Here is a 22383-nt window from a genome sequence, read left to right on the forward strand (position 1 = left end):
ATGTTCGGTAAATTAAGTCTGGAGGCGATCCCGTATCACGAGCCGATAGTCATGGTGACACTTGCCATGATCGCGCTCGGTGGTATCGCTGTAGTAGGTCTGATCACCTACTTCCGCAAGTGGACCTACTTGTGGACCGAGTGGCTGACCACGGTCGACCACAAGAAAATCGGCGTGATGTACATCATCGTCGCCATGATCATGCTGCTGCGTGGCTTTGCCGACGCCATCATGATGCGGACCCAGCTGGCTGCCGCCACCGGTGGCTCCGAAGGCTACCTGCCGCCTGAACACTATGACCAGATCTTCACCGCTCACGGTGTGATCATGATCATCTTCATGGCGATGCCGTTCTTCACTGGTCTGATGAACCTTGCGGTTCCTCTGCAGATCGGTGCACGTGACGTGGCCTTCCCGTTCCTCAACTCCCTGAGCTTCTACCTGCTGCTGGCAGGCGTGCTGCTGGTCAACATCTCCCTGGGTGTTGGTGAGTTCGCCAAGACCGGCTGGGTTGCCTATCCGCCGCTTGCGGGTATTCAGTACAGTCCTGGGGTAGGTGTCGACTACTACATCTGGGCGCTACAGCTATCGGGTCTGGGGACAACGCTGACCGGCGTTAACTTCCTGGTCACCGTGATGAAAATGCGCGCCCCTGGCATGAAGCTGATGGACATGCCGATCTTCACCTGGACCTGCACCTGGGCCAACGTGCTGATCGTAGCTTCGTTCCCGATCCTGACCGCTGCACTCGCTCTGCTGACCGTTGACCGTTATCTGGACTTCCACATTTTCACCAACGAGCTTGGTGGGAACCCGATGATGTACGTCAACCTGTTCTGGGCGTGGGGTCACCCTGAGGTTTACATTCTGATTCTGCCGGCCTTCGGCGTGTTCTCGGAAGTCACCTCGACCTTCGCCGGCAAGCGTCTGTTTGGCCACCACTCGATGATCTACGCATCGGGCGCGATCGCCATCCTCGGCTTTGCCGTTTGGCTGCACCACTTCTTCACCATGGGTGCCGGCGCGAGCGTCAACACCTTCTTCGGCCTGGCGACGATGCTGATCTCCATCCCGACCGGTGTGAAGTTGTTCAACTGGCTGTTCACGATCTACCAGGGCCGTCTGCGCTTCACCGCGCCGATCATGTGGACCCTGGGCTTCATGGTTACCTTCTCGATCGGTGGTATGACTGGCGTTCTGCTGGCTGTTCCAGGTGCTGACTTCGTTCTGCACAACAGCCTGTTCGTAATTGCCCACTTCCACAACGTGATCATCGGTGGTGCGGTCTTCGGCTACATCGCTGGCTTCTCCTTCTGGTTCCCGAAAGCCTTCGGCTTCACCCTGAACGAGAAGTGGGGCAAGGCTGCCTTCTGGTTCTGGATCTCTGGCTTCTACGTTGCGTTCATGCCGCTGTACGCCCTGGGCTTCATGGGCATGACCCGTCGTCTGAACCACTCCGACAACCCGCTGTGGGAACCCTACCTGTACGTTGCCGTCGTCGGCGCCGTGCTGATCCTGTTCGGTATCGCATGCCAGCTGATCCAGATCTATGTATCGGTTCGCGATCGCAAGCAGAACATGGACGTCACTGGCGACCCATGGGGCGGCCGTACCCTGGAATGGTCGACTTCTTCGCCACCTCCGTTCTACAACTTCGCTCACATGCCTGAGAAAGTTGGTCTGGACGCCTGGCACGAAGCCAAGGAAGCCGGTGTGGCCTACAAGCCTGCGGCCAAGTACGAAGCGATCCACATGCCGAGCAACACCTCTACCGGTTTGTTCATGGGCCTGCTGCTGACCGTCTTCGGCTTCGCCTTCATCTGGCACATCTGGTGGCTGGTAGGCGTGAGCCTGGTAGCAACCATCGCAGTCTTCGTTCGCCATGCTGCACGTGACGACCAGGGCTACATGGTTCCGGCTGAAGAAGTGGCGCGCATCGAAGGCGAGCGCATGAAAGCGCTGGCCCAAGCAGGTGCTCTGCCTGCCGGCGCACGTGTCGAATCGTTTGAACGGGTGTAATCAATGTCCAGTCAAGTAATCCACGGTGACGCTCATGGTCATGACCATGGGCACGACGATCACCACCACGACTCGGGCCAGATGACCGTACTTGGTTTCTGGCTGTACCTGATGACCGACTGCATCCTGTTTGCGTCGCTCTTCGCCACCTACGCGGTGCTGTCCGGCAGTTTCGCCGGCGGCCCGTCGGGTCACGACATCTTCCAGCTCGACTTCGTGCTGGTTGAAACCGCGTTCCTGCTGCTGTCCTCGATCACCTTCGGCTTCGCCATGCTGAAGATGTTCGATGGCAAGAAAGCCGGTGTACTGGGCTGGTTGGCTATCACCTTCCTGTTCGGTGCTGCGTTTATCGCGATGGAAATCTATGAGTTCCATCACCTGATCGCTGAAGGCTACGGCCCGCAGCGCAGTGGCTTCCTGTCGGCGTTCTTTGCGCTGGTCGGTACCCACGGTCTGCACGTGACTGCCGGTCTGATCTGGATGGCGATCATGATGTATCAGATCAACAAGCACGGCATCACGCCGACCGCCAAGACCCGCATGAGCTGCCTGAGCCTGTTCTGGCACTTCCTGGACGTGGTCTGGATCTGCGTGTTCACCGTCGTCTACCTGCTGGGGGTTCTGTAATGGCCAATGCACACGACACTCATCATGAAGGCAACCACGGCAGCGTGAAGTCGTACATGATCGGCTTCGTACTGTCGATCATCCTGACCGCGATTCCGTTCGGCCTGGTGATGTATCCGACCCTGCCGAAGAACCTGACTGTCCTGATCGTGGTGGCCATGGCCGTCATTCAGGTAGTGGTGCACCTGGTTTACTTCCTGCACATGGACCGCTCGAAAGAGCAGCGTTCCAATGTCTCGACGTTCCTGTTCACCGTTCTGGTAATTGCACTGCTGGTCGGCCTGTCGCTGTGGATCATGTTCAGCATCCACTTCGAAATGATGGCCAAGTGAGGTAAGACTGCATGTCCGTGAAGCACTTTATCCAAATCACCAAACCGGGGATCATTTTCGGTAACGTGCTTTCCGTGGCAGGCGGTTTCTTCCTTGCCGCTAAGGGGCATGTGGACTTCGCCCTGTTCCTGGCGGTGGTTGTTGGTACTTCGTTGGTGGTAGCGTCCGGTTGCGTGTTCAACAACTGCATCGACCGCGACATCGACGTGAAGATGGAACGTACCAAGAACCGCGTCATGGTTCAGGGCGGCATGTCGCTGCCCCTCGCGCTGATCTACGCCACCCTCCTGGGGGTGGCCGGCTTCAGCTTGCTGTATGTCCAGGCTAATCCGCTGTCGGCGTTCTGCGCGCTGATTGGCTTCATCGTCTACGTCGGTTTCTACAGCCTCTGGCTGAAGCGCAAATCGGTGCACGGCACCTTGGTTGGCAGCCTTTCGGGTGCCATGCCTCCGGTGATCGGCTACTGCGCCGTGAGCAACAGCTTCGACCTGGCTGCAGTGACCTTGCTGGTGATGTTCAGCCTGTGGCAGATGCCGCACAGCTTTGCCATCGCGATCTTCCGCTTCAACGATTACGCGGCAGCCAAGATTCCGGTTCTGCCGGTGGCGCGCGGAGTCCTGGCGGCGAAGAAGCAGATCGTGCTGTATGTCCTGGCCTTTGTCCTGGCGACCCTGATGCTCACCCTCGGCGGTTACGCCGGTCTGGGCTATCTGGCCGTGGCGGCTGCCATGGGCCTGTACTGGTTGTACATGGCCTGGGGTGGTTACAAGGCTGAAGACGACAGCAAGTGGGCGCGCAAGGTATTTGGTTTCTCCATCCTCACCGTCACCGCCTTGAGCGTGATGATGTCGGTGGATAGCCAGACCGCAGCTGACGTGCTGATGACTTACGCACGCTGATAGCCGCCTGCTCCACGAAAAAACCCCGGCCATGTGCCGGGGTTTTTTTTGCCTGTTTTTCCTGTACCGGCCTCTTCGCGGGCAAGCCCGCTCCCACAGGACTCCCACAGCCTTTGAAGCTTGCACAGTACCTGTGGGAGCGGGCTTGCCCGCGAAGAGGCCGATATTGCAAATATGGATCTAAAATTTTCAAAAAATATTCCTGAAAAATATATAAAAAACAGGAAATTATCTTTTGCATTAATAGTGTTTCGGCATTATCTTCTGAATCAGGCCGCCACAGCGGCCAGCGTCGCTCGGACGGTTCCGGGCGCTAACGTCTCTCGAGGAAATCATGGCCGACCAAGGTTCGCCGCGCCGCTTCGCGCGCATCGATCGTCTCCCCCCGTACGTGTTCAACATCACTGCCGAACTGAAGATGGCTGCTCGCCGCCGTGGCGAGGACATCATCGACCTGAGCATGGGGAACCCCGATGGCGCCACGCCGCCGCACATCGTCGAGAAGCTGGTGCAAGTCGCCCAGCGCGAAGACACCCACGGCTATTCCACCTCCCGCGGCATCCCGCGCCTGCGTCGGGCGATTTCGCGTTGGTATCAGGATCGCTACGAGGTCGAGATCGACCCGGAAAGCGAAGCCATCGTCACCATCGGCTCCAAAGAGGGCCTGGCGCACCTGATGCTCGCCACCCTCGATCATGGCGATACGGTACTGGTGCCTAACCCCAGCTACCCGATTCATATCTACGGCGCAGTGATCGCCGGCGCCCAGGTCCGTTCGGTGCCGCTGGTACCTGGGGTGGATTTCTTCAACGAGCTGGAGCGGGCGATCCGCGAGTCGATCCCCAAGCCGAAGATGATGATCCTGGGCTTTCCGTCCAACCCGACCGCCCAGTGCGTCGAGTTGGATTTCTTCGAGCGCGTGGTCGCTTTGGCCAAACAGTACGATGTGCTGTTGGTGCACGACCTGGCCTACGCCGACATCGTCTATGACGGCTGGAAGGCGCCTTCGATCATGCAGGTGCCGGGGGCCAAGGACATTGCCGTGGAGTTCTTCACCCTGTCCAAAAGCTACAACATGGCCGGCTGGCGCATTGGCTTCATGGTTGGCAACCCTGAGCTGGTCAGTGCCCTGGGGCGGATCAAGAGCTACCACGACTACGGCACCTTCACCCCGCTGCAAGTCGCGGCCATCGCCGCACTGGAAGGCGACCAGCAATGCGTGCGCGACATCGCCGAGCAGTATCGGCAGCGGCGCAACTTGCTGGTCAAGGGGCTGCACGAGTTGGGCTGGATGGTCGAGAACCCCAAGGCCTCGATGTACATCTGGGCGAAGATTCCCGAGGCTTATGCGCACCTGGGCTCGCTCGAGTTCGCCAAGAAGCTGCTGGCTGAAGCCAAGGTCTGCGTGTCGCCGGGCATCGGCTTTGGTGACTACGGAGATGACCATGTGCGCTTCGCCCTGATCGAGAACCAGGACCGTATTCGCCAGGCCATTCGGGGTATCCGCCAGATGTTCCGGGCTGATGGCTTGACCCTCAAGTAAGGCTTTACGTCTATCGCGGGGCAAGCCCGCTCCAACGCCAGCTTGGGCCCTGAACTGCTCGGGGATTCAACGCTGATCTGCGTGGGAGCGGGCTTGCCCCGCGATGCATTGGATGCCCCGATCAGCGGCAATGTTTTTTTACTCATCCCCTCTTCTCAGCCGCCTTTGCTTGGATTACAAATGGCGCCGCGGGCCAAGCCCCGATAACAACAATCCTTCCCTCCTGGTCATCATGTCCGAATACAACCCTTGCCTTGACTGCGGCGCTTGCTGCGGGTACTTCCGTGTGTCCTTCTTCTGGGGCGAATGCCAGTCTGCTGGCGGAGTCGTGCCCGATGACCTGGTGGTGCAGATCAACCCGACCCGGGTCGCGATGATTGGCACCGACGCCAAACCCTGCCGCTGCATCGGTCTGGAGGGTGAGATTGGCAAGCAGGTCGGCTGCACCCTCTACGCTAATCGCTCGACCCCATGCCGAGAGTTCGAAGCGTCCTGGGTCGACGGTGTGCACAACCCTAGCTGCGATGCTGCGCGCGCTGCTTATGGCCTGCCACCACTGGAAGCCAACGAGCCACATTGGCCTGACGAGGGTGCTGAAGTCGCCTGACGGCTGGAACGTTAAAGCACACAAACGGCGAACGCTGCAGAGCCACCGTTCGTCGGTTGGATCCAACGACCTCTGGCCTGTACCCCGCGAACCACGTGCTTGAAGCACAAAGTATTAACACCATTTTATCCGCGTGATTTCCGATTGCCGCGCCGGCAGCGACTACATATTCCCTCAAAGGAAATCAGTAGTCGCCAAGGTCAGGCTATTCGACTCGTCGCGTGTTTTGGTTCTCCCGGCAGTGCAACTTGCCACACGCATTCAAGGACTGAATGGCCTGATCCACGAAGGAGCTATCCGTGGACAGAAGAGTTGCCAAGCGTTCGCCTGCACGTATTTCACAGCTGTCATTGGCTATCAGCCTGGCAGTGGGGGGCATGGCCTTTGGTTTGAGCAGTGAACAGGCGCTGGCCGCCTGCAGCGCGGCGGGGTCGATAATCACCTGCAACGGCGCGGCCAACCCACTGGCACCGAGCTATACCAACGGCGGCAGTGGCCTTACGGTCAATGTCAACGCCGGTGCCACTCTGGGCACCTTGCTCGGCATAGGCGGGACGTCCCTGTCGCTGGCCGGCAACAACAACACCTTGAACAACTCCGGAACCATCGACCCGACGTTGCTGGGGCTGCTGAGCATCCAGTCCTCCGCCGTGCAGATCGGCAACACCGGCACCTCCAGCACCCTCACCATCAACAACAACGCCAGCGGCGTGATCAAGGGCACCGGTGCGCTGCTGGGCGCGAGCCTGCTGAACCTCACCGGCATGGCGCTGGACGCGCGTAACGGTCCTACGGGCACCACCACCATCACCAACGCCGGCAGTATCGGCTCCACGCCGCTGGCCAGCCTGACGATAGTGAGCGAGGACACTCCGGTCATCGCCGTGACCGGCGGCAGCACGGTGAATTTCACCAACACCGGCACCATACTGGGCCGGGCAGCCTTCGAGGCCTCGGCGACGGGCAACACCTTCACCAACGCCGGGACCCTCACCGGCAGCCTGTCGATGGGGGCCAACAGCAGCAACCGCTTCAACGCCATCACTGGTTCGAGTGTCGGCGCGGGGCTGGGTGTCAGCCTTGCCTTGCTGGTCACCAGCAACCCCAACCTCGCATTCGCGGCGGCGGGCAAGATCGATGGCGGTGCCGGCGGCACCAACACCCTGGCACTGCAGAACGCCATCGGTGGCGGCAGCGGCACCGGCGGTAGCGGTACGATCAATGCCTCCAACTACATCAACTTCAACCGCCTGATCGTCGACAGCGGTACCTGGAGCCTGGTCGGCCAGGTACTCAATGGCACTACTCAAACCACGCTCAATGGCGGCATCCTAAGTTTCGATAACGCTGCCGCGCTGGGCAGTGGCGGCATCACCAGCAATGGCGGAACGCTGCAGGGCAGTATTGCCGGGTTGACCCTGGCCAACGCCGTGACCCTCAACGCAGGAGGCCTGACCGTCAGTGGTAGCAACGACCTGGGCTTGAGCGGCGTGCTGTCGGGCGCTGGCGCACTGACCAAGTCCGGCAGCGGCCTGCTCACCCTGGCGGGCAGCAACACCTACAGCGGCGGCACCGTGCTTAGCGCTGGCGGCCTCAACCTGACCAGCGCAGCTGGCCTTGGCAGCGGTTCATTGACGGTCAATGGCGCCGCTAGTCTGCAAGGCAGCGTGCCACTGGTGCTGAGCAATGCCGTGCAGCTCAATGCGGCACTTAGCCTGCCTTCAAGCAACGCCCTGACCTTGGGAGGCATTCTCAGCGGCACAGGCTCGCTGGTCAAAAGCGGTAGTGGCAGCCTGACCCTCAACGGGGCCAATACCTATTCTGGCGGCACGACTCTGAGTAGCGGCACGCTCACCTTGGGCAATGCCAGTGCGCTGGGCAGCGGGGCACTCACCCTGGGCGGCAATGCCAGCCTCGATACCAGCACCGCGCTGACCCTGGGCAACGCCATTGGCCTGGCCGGCAATACCCTGACGCTACCCGGTAGCAACGCTCTGACCCTTGGCGGGGTGATCAGCGGCAGCGGCGCACTGGTCAAGAATGGCGCCAGCGGTCTGACCCTCAATGGTGCCAATACCTACAGCGGTGGCACCACCATCAACGGCGGAGCCCTGACCGTAGGCAGCAACACGGCCTTGGGTACCGGCGCACTGACCCTCGGCGCCAGCACCAGCCTGGGCGCCAGCACGGCGGTCAGCTTGGCCAATGCGGTCAACCTCGGTGCCAATACCCTAAGCCTGGTGGGGACCAACGCCACTACTTTGAGTGGCGTGATCAGCGGCACCGGCGCACTGGTCAAAAGCGGCGCAGCCGACCTGACCCTCAATGGCGCCAACACCTTCAGCGGCGGTCTGACCCTAAACACTGGCAAGCTGACCGTGGGCAATAACAATGCCCTGGGCGGTGGCGCGCTGACCCTCGGCGGCAACGCCAGCCTCGATGCCAATACCGGCGTCAGCCTGGCCAACGCCGTCAACCTTGGGGCCAACACCCTGAGCCTGCTCGGCACCAGCGCGACCACCCTGGATGGGGTGATCAGCGGTACCGGAGCGCTGGTCAAGAGCGGCGCGGCCGACTTGACTCTCAACGGCGCCAATACCTTCAGCGGCGGCACCACGCTCAACACCGGCAAACTGATCGTGGGTAACAATACGGCCCTTGGCACGGGGGCGTTGACCCTCGGCGGTAACGCCAGTCTGGACGCCAACGCCACGGTCAACCTTGGCAACGCCATCAACCTTGGTGCCAATGCCCTGAGCGTGCTGGGCTCCAGTGCCACCACGCTGAGCGGAGTGATCAGCGGCACGGGCGCCCTGATCAAGAACGGCAGCGACAACCTGACCTTGGCAGGCGCTAATACCTTCAGCGGCGGCCTGACGCTCAATGCCGGCACCCTGACCCTGAACAGTGCCGCGGCCCTAGGCACTGGCGCCTTGACTGTGGGCGGCGCGGCCACGCTGGCCAACAATGCCGCCATGACGCTCAACAACGCGGTCAATCTTGGCGCCAACCTCGCAGTCAACGGCACCAACGACCTGACCCTGGCGGGCAACCTCAGTGGTACTGGCGGCCTGGTCAAGAATGGCAGCGCCAGCCTGACCCTGAGCGGTAACAACAGCCAAACTGGCGCGACTGCGCTCAATGCCGGCACGTTGATTGTCGGCAGCGCAAGCGCGCTGGGCAGCGGCACGCTGAATGCCGCGGCTAATACCACCCTGGATTCCACCGTCGCCAACTTGAGCGTGAGCAATGCGCTGAACCTGACGGGCACTCTCAACCTCACCGGTAGCAACAACCTAACCTTGGCCGGGGTGATCGCCGGCGCTGGCGGGCTGAGCAAAAATGGCAGCACCACCTTGACCCTCAATGGAGTCAATACCTATACAGGCGGCACTACGCTCAATGGCGGGCAACTGACCGTCGGCAATAGCGCTGCATTGGGCACCGGCGCATTGACCCTCGGTGCCAACGCCAACCTCGATGCCAGCAGCGCGGTCAGCCTGGCCAACGCCATCAACCTTGGCGCCAACACCCTCAACTTGCTCGGTACCAGCGCTACCACCCTGGGCGGGGTGATCAGTGGCACCGGAGCGCTGGTCAAGAATGGCGCGGGCGACCTGAGCTTGAACGGCAACAACACCTTCAGCGGTGGCCTGACCCTCAACGCCGGCAAGTTGATCGTGGGCAACGACAATGCCCTGGGTGGCGGTGCCCTGACCCTGGGCGGCAACGCCAGCCTGGATGCCAGCACTGCCGTCAGCTTGGCCAACGCGATCAACCTGGGCGCCAATACCCTCAACCTGCTGGGCACCAGCGCCACTACCCTCGGCGGGGTGATCAGCGGCACAGGCGCACTGCTCAAAAGCGGTGCAGCTGGCCTGACCCTGAACGGCAACAACACCTTCAGTGGCGGGCTGACGCTCAATGCCGGCACACTCACCGTAGGTAACAACAATGCCTTGGGTACGGGGGCGTTGACCTTGGGCGGCAATGCCAGCCTGGATGCCAATACCGCAGTCAACCTCGGCAATGCGGTCAATCTGGGTGCCAACACCCTGAGCGTACTGGGCAGCAATGCCACCACTCTGGGCGGAGTCATCAGCGGCAGCGGCGCGCTGGTCAAAAACGGCGCAGCCAACCTGACCCTGTCCGGCGCCAACACGTTCACTGGCGGCCTCACGCTCAATGCCGGCACGCTGACCCTGGGCAATGCCGCCGCACTGGGCACCGGTGCGTTGACGGTCGGTGGCGCGTCGACCCTGGCCAGCACTGGCGCTTTGGTGCTCTCCAACGCCGTCGCTCTCGGGGATGATCTGACAGTGGCTGGCACCAGCAACCTGACCCTGAACGGCACCCTCAGCGGTACCGGCGGCTTGATCAAGAACGGCGCCGCCAGCCTGACCTTGACCGGCAACAACAGCTACTCCGGCGACACCACCCTGAACGCCGGCAGCTTGATCGTCGGCAGTGCCAGCGCGCTGGGCAGCGGCGCATTGAACGCCGCCGCCAACACCACCCTGGACAGCTCTGTGGCTGGCTTGACCCTGGCCAATGCGCTGAACCTGGCTGGCAACCTCAACCTCACTGGCAGCAATGATCTGACCTTGGCCGGCGTCATCGCGGGCGTGGGCGGCCTGACCAAGAACGGCGCCACCACCCTGACCCTGACCGGCGCCAACACCTATACCGGTGCCACCAACCTCGTTGCCGGGCGCATCGTAGTTGGCAGCGACAGCGCCCTGGGCACTGGTGTGCTGAATGCCGCTGGCGGAACCCGCCTGGATGCCAGCACTGCGGTCAATCTGGGTAACGCGGTCAATCTGAGCGGAGCCTTGACCATCGACGGCGGCGCGGACCTCGGCCTGGCTGGCCTGATCAGTGGCAACGGCAGCCTGATCAAGAATGGCGCCGCCAGCCTGACCCTGGGCGGGCCGAACACCTATACCGGTGGTACCGTGCTCAACGCCGGTGAACTGGTGCTAGGTACCGGTACCTCGCTGGGCAGCGGCAAACTGACCGTCGGCGGCGCCGCCAGCCTCGACAGCAGCGCCGATATCAGCGTCGGCAATGCCATCACCCTGAACGACGCGCTGACCCTGGTTGGCAGCAACGACCTGATCCTCACCGGCGTGATCGACGGCAGTGGCCAACTGATCAAGAACGGCGCCGGCTCGCTGACCCTCGATGGCCTGAACACCTATGCTGGCGGCACCTTGCTCAATGCCGGCGAACTGGTCCTGGGCAATGCCAGTGCCATCGGCACTGGTGATCTCACCGTCGGTGCTGCCGCCAGCCTGGACAACAGCGCCGCCATCAACCTGGGCAACGACATCAACCTCAATGCCGACTTGACCTTGGTGGGCAGCGACGAGCTGACCCTCGGCGGTATCGTCAGCGGGGCAGGGCAACTGATCAAGAATGGCAACACGACGTTAACGCTGGACGGCAACAACACCTACAGCGGCGGCACCACCCTCAATGCTGGCGGCGTGGTGATCGGCAATAACAATGCTTTGGGCACCGGCACCCTGACCGTGGCAGGCGCCGCCAGCCTGGACAACAGCTCAGTGGCCAACCTGGCCAATGACATCGATCTGAACGCCAACCTCAGCGTGGCGGGCAGCAATGACCTGACCCTCAGTGGCGACATCAGCGGGAATGGCGGGCTGATCAAGACCGGTTTGGCCGACCTGACCCTGAGCGGCGACAACAGCTTCAGCGGCGCTGTCGACCTGCTTGGCGGCAGCCTTACCACGATTGGTGGCGCGGCCTTGGGCAATGCCTCGTCAGTCAACGTGGGGGCTGGCGCCAGCCTCAATCTCGGCGCGAGCACCAGCGTCGGTGGCCTGACCGGCGACGGCGCAGTGAACATCGGTGCTGGCAGCGACCTGAGCGTTGGCGGCAACAACCTCGACAGTGTGTTCAATGGTGCCTTGGCGGGTAATGGCGACCTGATCAAGGAGGGCAGTGGCAGCCTCGAACTGGCTGGCGTCAACGTTATCGGCGGCAACACCACGGTCACTGGCGGCACCCTCGATGTCAGTGGCTCGCTCAGTACTGGCAGCGTTCAGGTCAATACCGGCGCCGCTCTGGGTGGCGGTGGCAGCGTCTCCGGCCCGGTCACCATCGGCAATGGCGGGCACCTGATCGCCAACAGCGGCGCTACGCTCAACACCGGCGCGCTGACCTTGAACAGCGGCTCGATCCTCGACTTTGGCCTGGCCTCACCCTCCACCGGCAACACTGCGCTGGTCAACGTCAATGGCAACCTGACCCTGGATGGCACCCTCAATGTCAGCGACATCGGCGGCTTTGGCCTGGGTGTCTACCGTCTGTTCGACTACAGCGGTGCATTGATCGACAACGTCTTGAACATCGGCACCGTGCCCGGCAGTGTCCAGCCTGGCGATCTGACCTTGCAGACCTCGATCGGCAGCCAGGTCAACCTGCTGGTGGGTGCGGCAGGTGATGTCCTGTTCTGGGACGGCGCCCAGAACATCCCCAACGGCACCATTGATGGCGGCACCGGCACCTGGAACGGCACTAACACCAACTGGACCGACGCCAACGGTGTAATCAATCAATCCTGGGCCAACACCTTCGCGGTGTTCCAGGGCAGCGCAGGCACTGTCGATGTGGTCGGTACGCGTGACACCACCGGCATGCAATTCGTCACCGATGGCTATAAGCTCAGTGGTACTGGCTCGCTCAATTTGACCAATGCCAGCAATGGTGCGACTACGATTCGCGTCGACCCCAATGTCACGGCCACAGTGAATACCTTGCTGACCGGTAGCGGCCTGCTGAGCAAGCTCGACACCGGCACTTTGGTGCTCAATGGCGCCAATACTTATACCGGTGGCACCCGTCTGGGTGGCGGCACCCTGGTGCTGGGCAGCAATAGCGCGCTCGGTACGGGCGCCCTCACAGCGGCTGCAGGCACCACGCTCGATAGCAATACGGTGCTAAATCTTGCCAATGCGGTGAGCCTGCTCGGCGCCGTGAACATTGGCGGTAGCAACGCGTTGACACTCAATGGGGTTGTCAGTGGCGCAGGCAGCCTGGTTAAGAACGGTGCCGCCAACCTCACCCTCAATGGCGTCAATACCTACGCCGGCGGCACCACGTTGAACGCCGGCACGCTGACGCTGGGCAATAGCAATGCCATGGGCAGCGGCGCATTGACCGTTTCCGGCCCCGCGACCCTGACCGGCAGCAGCGCCCTGAACTTGGCCAATGCCATTGCCCTGAACGCCAACCTGACCACCCAGGCGAGCAACAACATCACCCTGGGCGGGGTGATTGGTGGTAGCGGTGGCCTGATCAAGACCGGCGCGGGCAGCCTGACGCTCAACGGTAACAACAGCTATCAGGGCAGCACTGCACTCAACGCCGGTACCCTGGTGGTCGGCAGCAACTCAGCCCTGGGTAGCGGGGCGCTCAACACTGGTAGCGGAACCACACTGAGCAGTACAGCGGCCGTGACCCTCGGCAACCAGATCAACCTTGCCGGCAGCCTGAATATCGCCGCCGCACAGGACCTGACGCTCAATGGCAACATTGCCGGCGTTGGCGGTCTGACCAAGGCCGGCGCAGGTACCTTGGTGCTCAACGGCAGCAACATTTACCTGGGCAATACCAGCCTCACCGCCGGGAGCTTGGTGCTGGGCAGTGATACTGCGCTCGGCCTAGGCCAGCTCAATGCGGCCAATGGCACAACGCTCGATAGCAATACGGCGGTGAGCGTCGGCAACACCGTCAACGTGCTCGGCAACCTCAACGTTGCTGGCAGCAACGACCTGGCCTTGAACGGCCTGGTCAGCGGTGCTGGCAGCCTGACCAAGAACGGCGCTGGCGAACTAACCTTGGCGGGCGCCAACACCTTCAGTGGCGGCACCACCCTCAATGCCGGGACCCTGACCCTGGGCAACAATCAGGCCCTGGGCACGGGCAGCCTGACCCTCGGCGGCGACGCCAATCTTGATACGCTGGGCCCGCTGAGCGTCGCCAACCAGATCGCCCTCGGTGGTGATCTTAGCTTCATCAGCAGCAACGACCTGACCCTGTCCGGCGTGATTAGCGGTGCGGGCGGCTTGAACAAGACCGGTACTGGCAACCTGACCCTCAGTGGGAGCAACACCTACCAGGGCACCACCACCCTGGCCGCTGGCAGCCTGACCTTGGGCAACAATGCCGCGCTCGGCACAGGCAACCTTTCGGTCACTGGCAATAGCTCGCTGCTGACAACCGGCCCGCTGCAACTGGCCAATGCAATCGGCCTCGGCGCGGCGACCACCCTCACTGTCAATAACAGCCAGGCGCTGACCTTGGATGGCGTCATCAGCGGTGCTGGCGCTCTGAACAAACAAGGTGCAGGGCAACTGGTGCTCAATGGCAACAACAACTACAGCGGCGGCACCACGCTGCGCAATGGCAGCTTGCTGCTAGGCAACAATAACGCATTGGGCAGTGGCGCGCTGACCGTGGATGGTGCCGCCACCCTGGACAGCACCCAAGCCCTGACCCTGGCCAACGCAGTCAACCTTACCGACGGCTTCCTCACCCTGGCGGGTAATCAGGCCCTGACCCTCAACGGCGTCATCGCTGGCAGCGATGGGCTGATCAAGAACGGTGCAGCGACGCTCACCCTCAATGGCAACAACACCTACAGTGGCGGCACCGCCCTCAATGCAGGCACCTTGGTGGTCGGCAGCAACAGCGCCCTGGGCACTGGCAGCCTGAACGCTGCAGCTAACACCAGCCTTGATTCCAGCGCCGCGGTCAGCCTGGCCAATGCGCTAAACCTGGCCGGCGCGCTGACTGTGCTGGGCAGTAACGACCTGACCCTCGACGGCGTGGTCAACGGCCCAGGCAGCCTGGTCAAGAGCGGTGCTTCGACGCTGACCCTCAATGGCGCCAATAACTATCTGGGCGGCACCACGCTGAACGCTGGTGCGCTGGTGGTCGGCAATAATTCAGCACTCGGCCTGGGCGGTTTGACAGTGGCTGGCGCTTCGACCCTGAGCAGTAATGCTCCGGTCAGTCTGGGCAATAACGTTACCCTCAATGCCGGCCTGACCGTCGATGGCAGCAACGACCTGAGCCTGAACGGGGTAGTCAACGGCACCGGTGGCCTGATCAAGCAAGGCAGTGGCAACCTGACCCTGAACGGCAACAACGGTTACCAAGGTGGTACCCAACTGGCAGCCGGTACCCTGACCCTGGGCACTTCCGGCTCCCTGGGCACGGGCGATCTGAGCGTCACCGGCGATTCGACCCTCAGCAATAGTGCGGCCATGGTCTTGGGCAACGACATAACCCTGGGCAATGGCGCCGAGCTGACCCTGGAGACTGGCAGTGCGTTGACCCTCAGCGGCGATATCGCCGGCACCGGCAACCTGGTCAAGACCGGGGTTGACGATGTCACCCTGGTCGGTACCAAGACCTTTACCGGTGACCTGGACATCCAGGCCGGATCGGTGACTACCCTGGGCAGTGGCGTGCTGGCCAATGTCGACAATCTCAACATCGGCGCGACCGGCCAACTGAACCTCAATGGCGATGCCAGCCTCGGTAGCCTGACCGGCTCGGGCGTGGCCGACATCGGTATCGGCAGTACCCTGAGCCTGGGCAGCAACAACACCAGCAGCACCTTCGCCGGCGCCCTGAGTGGCGCGGGCAACCTGGACAAACTCGGTACTGGCACCCTGACCCTGACCGGTACCAGCAACCTGGGCGGCAGCACTCAGGTCAGCGCAGGTACCTTGCAAGTCGATGGCAGCCTCAACAGTTCAGCGCTCACTGTCGCCAATGGGGCCAGCCTGAGCGGCTCAGGCACTGTCGCAGGTCCTGTGACTATCGCCAACGGCGGCCATCTGGTCGGCCAGAGTGGCAGCACCCTGGGCCTGGGTTCACTGGTGCTCAACGGCAGCTCGATCATCGACATTGGCCTGGCTTCGCCGCTCACCGGTGGCACTGCATTGTTCGATGTCGGCGGCAACCTGACGCTCGACGGTACCCTCAATGTCAGCAACATCGGAGGCATGGGCAATGGTATCTACCGGATCTTCGACTACGCCGGTGGCCTCACTGACAACGGCCTGGTCTACGGCAGCTTGCCCAGTGGGGTGACCAGCGCCGACCTGACCCTGCAAACCGCCCTGGCCAACCAGGTCAACCTGCTGGTCAGTTCACCGAACCTGGTCATCCAGTTCTGGGACGGCAGCCAGAGCATTGCCAACGGCCTGGTCGATGGTGGCAGCGGCGTGTGGAACAGCGCCGGAACCAACTGGACCGATATCAACGGCCTCGTCAACAGCGCCTGGGGTGGCACCTTCGCGGTGTTCCAGGCACCCGGTGGCGATGTCACCGTGCAAGGCAGCCAGACCGTTAACGGCATGCAATTCGTCGACAATGGCTATCGCCTGCTGGCCGGCACTGGCGGCGCACTCAACCTGATCAACGGCAGCAGCGGCGACACCTCAGTGCGGGTCGATCCCGGCGTGACCGCGACCCTCGACCTGCCACTCAACGGCAGCGGCACGTTGAACAAGCTCGACAGCGGCATTCTGGTGCTCAACGGCAACAACAGCTACAGCGGCGGCACCACCTTGAGTGGTGGCACTATTGTGGTCGGTAGCAACACTGCCCTGGGTAGTGGAGTGCTTGCAGCAAACGCCGGCACCACCCTGGACAGCAACAAGACCGTGGCCTTGGCCAACGACATCAGCGTGGCCGGCCCGTTGAACCTCAGCGGCAACAACAACCTTGCCCTGGATGGCGACATCAGTGGCAACGGAGGTTTGGTCAAGTTCGGCAGCAGCACCCTGCGTCTGGGTGGCAATAACAGCTACCTGGGCAACACTGCGCTCAATGCCGGCCAGTTGCTGTTGGCGTCCGACACTGCCCTGGGCAATGGCACACTGAACGCCGCAGGTGGCACGCAACTGGACAGCAGTCAGGCCGTCAGCCTGGGCAACAACGTCAATCTCGCCGGTGAGCTGCAGGTGCTGGGCAGCAATGACCTGACCCTCACTGGCATCGTCGCCGGTAGCGGCAGCCTGCTCAAGTCGGGCAACGCCCGCCTGACGCTGCTCGGCGCCAACACCTACAGCGGCGGTACCGAGCTGCAGGATGGCACCTTGGTGTTGGGCAACAACAGTGCCCTGGGTAGCGGCAGCCTCAACGTCACTGGCAGCGCCGCGCTGGATACCAATAGCCCGGTCACTATTGCCAACGCGTTGAACGTTACGGGAACAGTCGATGTGCTGGGCAGCAGCGACCTGCACCTTGCTGGGGTGCTCGGCGGCAATGGCGTACTCAATAAAAACGGCCTGGCCGACCTGACCCTGAGCGGCAACAACACCTTCAACGGCATCCTCAACATCCTCTCGGGTAGCCTCAGCACCCTCGGCACCACCGCCCTCGGCACCCAGAGCGAGCTCAACGTCAGCAGTGGCGCCACCCTCAACCTGGATGGCAACACCAGCCTGGGCGATATCGGCGGCAACGGCGTCATCGACATCGCCGCTGGCAATAGCCTGAGCGTGACTGGCGGGGTCTTCGACGGGGCTATCACCGGTGCCGGGACCCTCGCCAAGGTCAGCGCCGGCACCCTGACGCTCAACGGCGTCAGCAGCCTGACTGGCGCCACCAACGTCAACGGCGGCACCCTGACTGTCGACGGCAGCCTGTCCAGCGCCAACGTGGCGGTCAACAACGGCGCCACCCTGGGCGGCAGCGGTACTCTGAGCGGCGCAGTGACCTTGGCGGATGGCGCCAGCCTGGCGGTCAACAGCGGCTCGACCTTGAGCGTCGGCGCGTTGAACATGGGGGCCAACTCGATCCTCGATGCCGGCCTCGGCGCGCCACTGGGCGGCGCGGCGCTGATCGACGTCGCTGGCAACCTGACCCTCGACGGCACCCTCGATATCACTGACCTGGGCGGCTTCGGCTCCGGCGTCTACAGCCTCATCGACTATGGTGGGACCCTGCAGAACAACGGCCTGACCATTGGCACTACGCCGGTTCCGGCGAGCGAAGTGACCGTGCAGACCAGCGTCGCCAACGAGGTCAACCTGGTGGTCGGTGGTAGCAGCAACCTGCTGTTCTGGGACGGTAGCCAGACAGCCGCCAACGGCCAGATCGACGGTGGCAGCGGTACGTGGGACAGCACCACGACTAACTGGACCGACGCCAACGCCACCGTCAACAGCACCTGGAACAACACCTTCGCCATCTTCCAGGGCGCAGCGGGCACCGTCACCGTCAATGGCAGTCAGTCGATCAGCGGCCTGCAGTTCGTCACCGACGGCTATGTGCTCGATGCTGGCACCGCTGGCGAGCTGATCGCCGCCAACGGTGGTAGCGGCCAGACCAACGTGCGCGTCGATAGTGGCGTCAGCGCCACCCTCAACGTCGCCATCAACGGCACCGGCAAGCTGGCCAAGCTCGACAACGGCACCCTGGTGCTCAACGCAGCCAACGGCTACAGCGGCGGTACCGCACTTAATGGCGGAACCTTGGTGGTGGGTAACGATAGCGCCCTGGGCAGTGGCACCCTGACCGCCGCCGCAGGCACCACCCTGGACAGCAACAAGGCCGTCACCCTAGCCAACACCAGCGTGCTCAACGGTGCTCTGGCCATCGCCGGCAGCAACGCGCTGACCCTCAACGGTGCGATCAGCGGCGCCGGTGGCCTGATCAAGAATGGCGCCAGCCAGCTCACCCTGGGCGGCAGCAACAGCTACACCGGTGGCACCCAGATCAACGCCGGCAGCGTGGTCGGCAACAGCAGCAGCCTGCAAGGTGCGATCCTCAACAACGCTGCCCTGACCTTCGAGCAGAACGCCAATGGCAGCTACACCGGCAACCTCACCGGCAGCGGTACGCTGACCAAGAACGGCACTGGCGAACTGCTGCTGACCGGCACCAACGGCCTGACCGGCAACACCCAGGTCAATAGCGGCAGCCTCTTGGTCAACGGTCGCCTCGACAGCGCCAACGTGGTGGTTGCAGGCGGCGCCAACCTGGGTGGCAGCGGTACCCTGGCGGGCGCGGTGCAGGTACAAGACGGCGCCTCGCTCAGCGCTGGCGCTGGCAGCACCGCGCTGTCGGTCGGCAGCCTCGCGCTGTCGTCGGGTAGCGCCTTGAACCTTGACCTTGGCGCACCAACGGCGTCCACCACCGCGGTCAAGGTCGCGGGCAACCTGACCCTCGACGGCACCCTCAACATCACCGATGCCGGTGGCTTTGGGACCGGCGTCTATCAACTGTTCAGCTATGGCGGCACGCTGACCAACAACGGCCTGGTATTCGGCGCCATCCCCGGCAGCGTGGCCCTGGCTGACCTGACCCTGCAGACCGCGATCGCCAACCAGATCAACCTGGTGGTGGGCGGCGACGATGGCTCGCTGTTGTTCTGGAACGGCAGCAAGACCAGCGCCGATGGCACCATCACCGGTGGCAGCGGCACCTGGGGTAGCGGCACTAACTGGACCAATGCCGCCGGGACCAGCAGCGACACCTGGGCCAATCAGTTCGCCGTGTTCGGGGGCCAGGCGGGCACTGTCACGGTGGTCGGCAACCAAGGCTTCACTGGCCTGCAGTTCCTCACTGACGGCTACCAAGTGGTGCCTGGCACAGGTGGCAGCCTGACCCCGGTCAACGGCGCCGATGGCAGCCTGGCCGCAGTGCGGGTCAACGCTGGCGCCACCACCCTGATCAGCGCTGCACTGACCGGTAGCGGCGGCATCGAGAAGCTCGATTCCGGCACCCTGGTGCTGGCGGGCGCCAACACCTACAGCGGTGGCACCACAGTCAGCGGCGGTACCCTGGTGGGTAACACCAGCAGCTTGCAAGGCAACATCCTCAACAACGCCAGCCTGGTCTTCCAGCAGGCGGCCAACGGCACCTACGCAGGCGCTCTCAGCGGCACCGGCACCACCACCAAGACTGGCGCTGGCACCTTGTTGCTGACGGGCGACAACCCGTTCAGCGGCGCCTTCAACGTCAACCAGGGCGTGCTGCAGGTCGGCAACGCCGCCAACCCCAATGCCAGCCTCGATGCGCAAGTTACCGTGGGCAGCGGCGCCGGCCTGACCGGTAACGGCACCCTCGCCAGCCTGACCAACCACGGTACCGTGCTGCCGGGCAGCGATGGCAACCTGAGCGTCACTGGTGATTTCACCAACGCCGCCGACGGCACCTTGGTAGTGGCCCTCGACCAGCCAACCGTGAGTGCCTTGAACGTCGGCGGTACCGCCAACCTGGGTGGTAGCTTGCAAGTCACCAGCCTGGCCGACGGTAACGGTCAGTACACGGTGGTCACTGCTGACGACGGCGTGGAGGGCACCTTCGCCACCACCAACCTGAGCAACAGCGCGTTCATCGACAGCGATATCGATTATGGCGACAACGACGTCACCATTACTGTCAGCCGCAACGACAACGATTTCGCCGACGTCGCAGCTACCCGCAACCAGCACGCGGTGGCCAGTGCTCTGGACACCACGGCGGCACCAACGGCGCTGCAGAACACCATCCTGACCATGGATCAGCAGCAGGCCCGCGCAGCCTTCGATAGCCTCTCCGGCGAGATCCACGCCAGTACCGCTACGGTGCTGATCGAGGATTCGCGTTACATCCGCGAGGCCGTCAACGACCGCATGCGCCAGGCCGACTGCACTGCGCAGAACGACCCACGGCGCACCCTGGCGCCGACCGCCAACCAGCAAATGAGCAGCGAGGGTTGCCAAGGTCAGGCCGTGGGTTGGATGCGCGCCCTCGGTGGCTGGGGTGATTACGATGGCAATAGCAACCACGCCAGTGTCGACCGCGAGCTGTCGGGCTTCATTCTCGGCGTTGACCGCGCGCTGGATGACCAGTGGAAAGTCGGTGTCGCCGCCGGTTACACCCGCACCAGCATCGACGCCAGTCGGCGCAACTCGGATGCTTCTGTCGACAGCTACCACCTGGCAACCTACCTCAACTACCAGCTCGACGCCTTCGCCGCGCGACTGGGTGCCGGTTACAGCTGGCATGACATCGACACCAAGCGTGATGTCCAGGTGGGCGCCTACGACGACCGTCTGAAGTCCAGTTACAAGGCGCGCAGTGCCCAGGTGTTTGGTGAAGTGGGCTACGCCTTCGATGTTGGCGGTGTCGCCCTGGAGCCTTTCGCAGGCCTGGCATACGTCAATTACGACAGCGACACCGGGCGTGAGAAAGGTGGGGTAGGGCGGCTTGAAGCCAGTGTCGATCAGGACGTGACCTTCTCCACCGTAGGCGTGCGTGCGGGTAAACGCATCACCCTCGACAACGGCAGTGAGGTCACCCCACGGCTGTCGGTCGGCTGGCGGCACGCCTTCGGCGACACCAAGCCGGATGCCGACATGAACTTCGTTCAGGGCGGTGCGGGCTTTAGCGTCGAAGGGGTGCCGATTGCCCGCGATGCCGCGGTGGTCGAGGCTGGGATCGACTACTCGGTGGGCCAGAGCGGCAAGCTTGGCTTGGGTTACTCGGGGCAGCTCTCCAGCGAAAACCGCGACCATGGTGTGGTGCTGAGTTTCAGCATGGGCTTCTGATCGTTTTGCTGCACTGGCCTCGGGGCCGCTCTGCGGCCCTTCGCGGGCAAGCCCGCTCCCACAGGACTGGCTGCGCTGCTGATCCTGTAGGAGCGGGCTTGCCCCGCGATGAGGCCGGTACTGCTGCAGAAAAAACCAGGCTGCCCAGCACCCCCTCAGTAACGCTAGACTGTGTCCTTTCCAGCAATGGACAGGAGGTCCGGCGTGACCCAACCCCGCAGTTTCCCCAGTGACCTGTGCCTTGAAAGCCCGCGCCTGCAACTGCGCCCCATGCGCCATGCAGACGCTGCGCAGTGGCTGGCGATCATGGCCGATCCGCAGGTCATGCGTTACTGGCACCACGCACCCTGGCAAAACCTCGCCGAGGCCGAAAGCGCACTGGCCGCCGACCGCCAAGCCTACGCCAATGGCGAGCTGCTCAAACTGGGCATGTACCGCCGCGACAACGGCGAGCTGATCGGCATGGTCCAGCTGTTCAACATCGATGATATTTCCCGCCGCGGCGAGATCGGCTACTGCCTGGCCAGTAGCGTGCAGGGCCGCGGCTACATGGACGAAGCGCTGACCTGCTTCATCGACTACCTCGCCCACACCCTGCACATGCGCCGCCTGGAAGGCGAGATCGACCCGCGTAACCAGGGCTCGGCGCGCACCCTGGAGCGCCAGGGCTTCGTCCTTGAAGGCACCTTGCGCGCACGCTGGTGCGTGGCGGGCGAGCTGTCCGACTCAGGGCTCTACGGGCTGTTGCTGGAACCGCCTGTTGCATAGGCGA

Annotated in this window: 8 protein-coding genes; all 8 read left to right on the forward strand. The window is 62.9% G+C overall.

Annotation, left to right across the window (positions count from 1 at the left end):
* The 8 genes from cyoB (at position 1) to OIU19_RS09435 (ending at position 22379) form a co-directional block, all read left to right on the forward strand.
* Positions 1-2019 (forward strand): cytochrome o ubiquinol oxidase subunit I, encoded by a 2019-nt coding sequence (gene cyoB, locus OIU19_RS09400; RefSeq protein ID WP_264234787.1) that lies wholly within the window; start codon positions 1-3, stop codon positions 2017-2019.
* A gap of 3 nt (positions 2020-2022) precedes the next feature.
* Positions 2023-2646, forward strand: a complete 624-nt coding sequence (gene cyoC / locus OIU19_RS09405; RefSeq protein WP_264234788.1) for a cytochrome o ubiquinol oxidase subunit III — start codon at positions 2023-2025, stop codon at positions 2644-2646.
* Entirely contained in the window at positions 2646-2978 is a 333-nt protein-coding gene (cyoD, locus tag OIU19_RS09410) for a cytochrome o ubiquinol oxidase subunit IV (protein WP_186554120.1), read from the forward strand. Before cyoC ends, cyoD begins: the two co-directional genes overlap by 1 nt.
* An 11-nt stretch (positions 2979-2989) precedes the next feature.
* Entirely contained in the window at positions 2990-3877 is an 888-nt protein-coding gene (gene cyoE, locus OIU19_RS09415; protein ID WP_264234789.1) for a heme o synthase, read from the forward strand.
* A 334-nt stretch (positions 3878-4211) separates the two neighbouring features.
* Positions 4212-5420, forward strand: coding sequence for an alanine transaminase (gene alaC, locus OIU19_RS09420; RefSeq protein ID WP_264234790.1), 1209 nt, complete (start codon positions 4212-4214; stop codon positions 5418-5420).
* A gap of 232 nt (positions 5421-5652) precedes the next feature.
* On the forward strand, positions 5653-6027 hold the full coding sequence (locus tag OIU19_RS09425; RefSeq protein ID WP_186554117.1) for a YkgJ family cysteine cluster protein: 375 nt from the start codon (positions 5653-5655) through the stop codon (positions 6025-6027).
* A gap of 299 nt (positions 6028-6326) precedes the next feature.
* On the forward strand, positions 6327-21611 hold the full coding sequence (locus OIU19_RS09430) for an autotransporter-associated beta strand repeat-containing protein (RefSeq protein ID WP_264234791.1): 15285 nt from the start codon (positions 6327-6329) through the stop codon (positions 21609-21611).
* Between the two features lie 204 nt (positions 21612-21815).
* Entirely contained in the window at positions 21816-22379 is a 564-nt protein-coding gene (locus OIU19_RS09435) for a GNAT family N-acetyltransferase (protein ID WP_186554116.1), read from the forward strand.
* The last annotated feature ends 4 nt before the right edge of the window (positions 22380-22383 follow it).

Source organism: Pseudomonas sp. BT-42-2 (assembly GCF_025847435.2).
Classification (GTDB): domain Bacteria; phylum Pseudomonadota; class Gammaproteobacteria; order Pseudomonadales; family Pseudomonadaceae; genus Aquipseudomonas; species Aquipseudomonas urmiensis.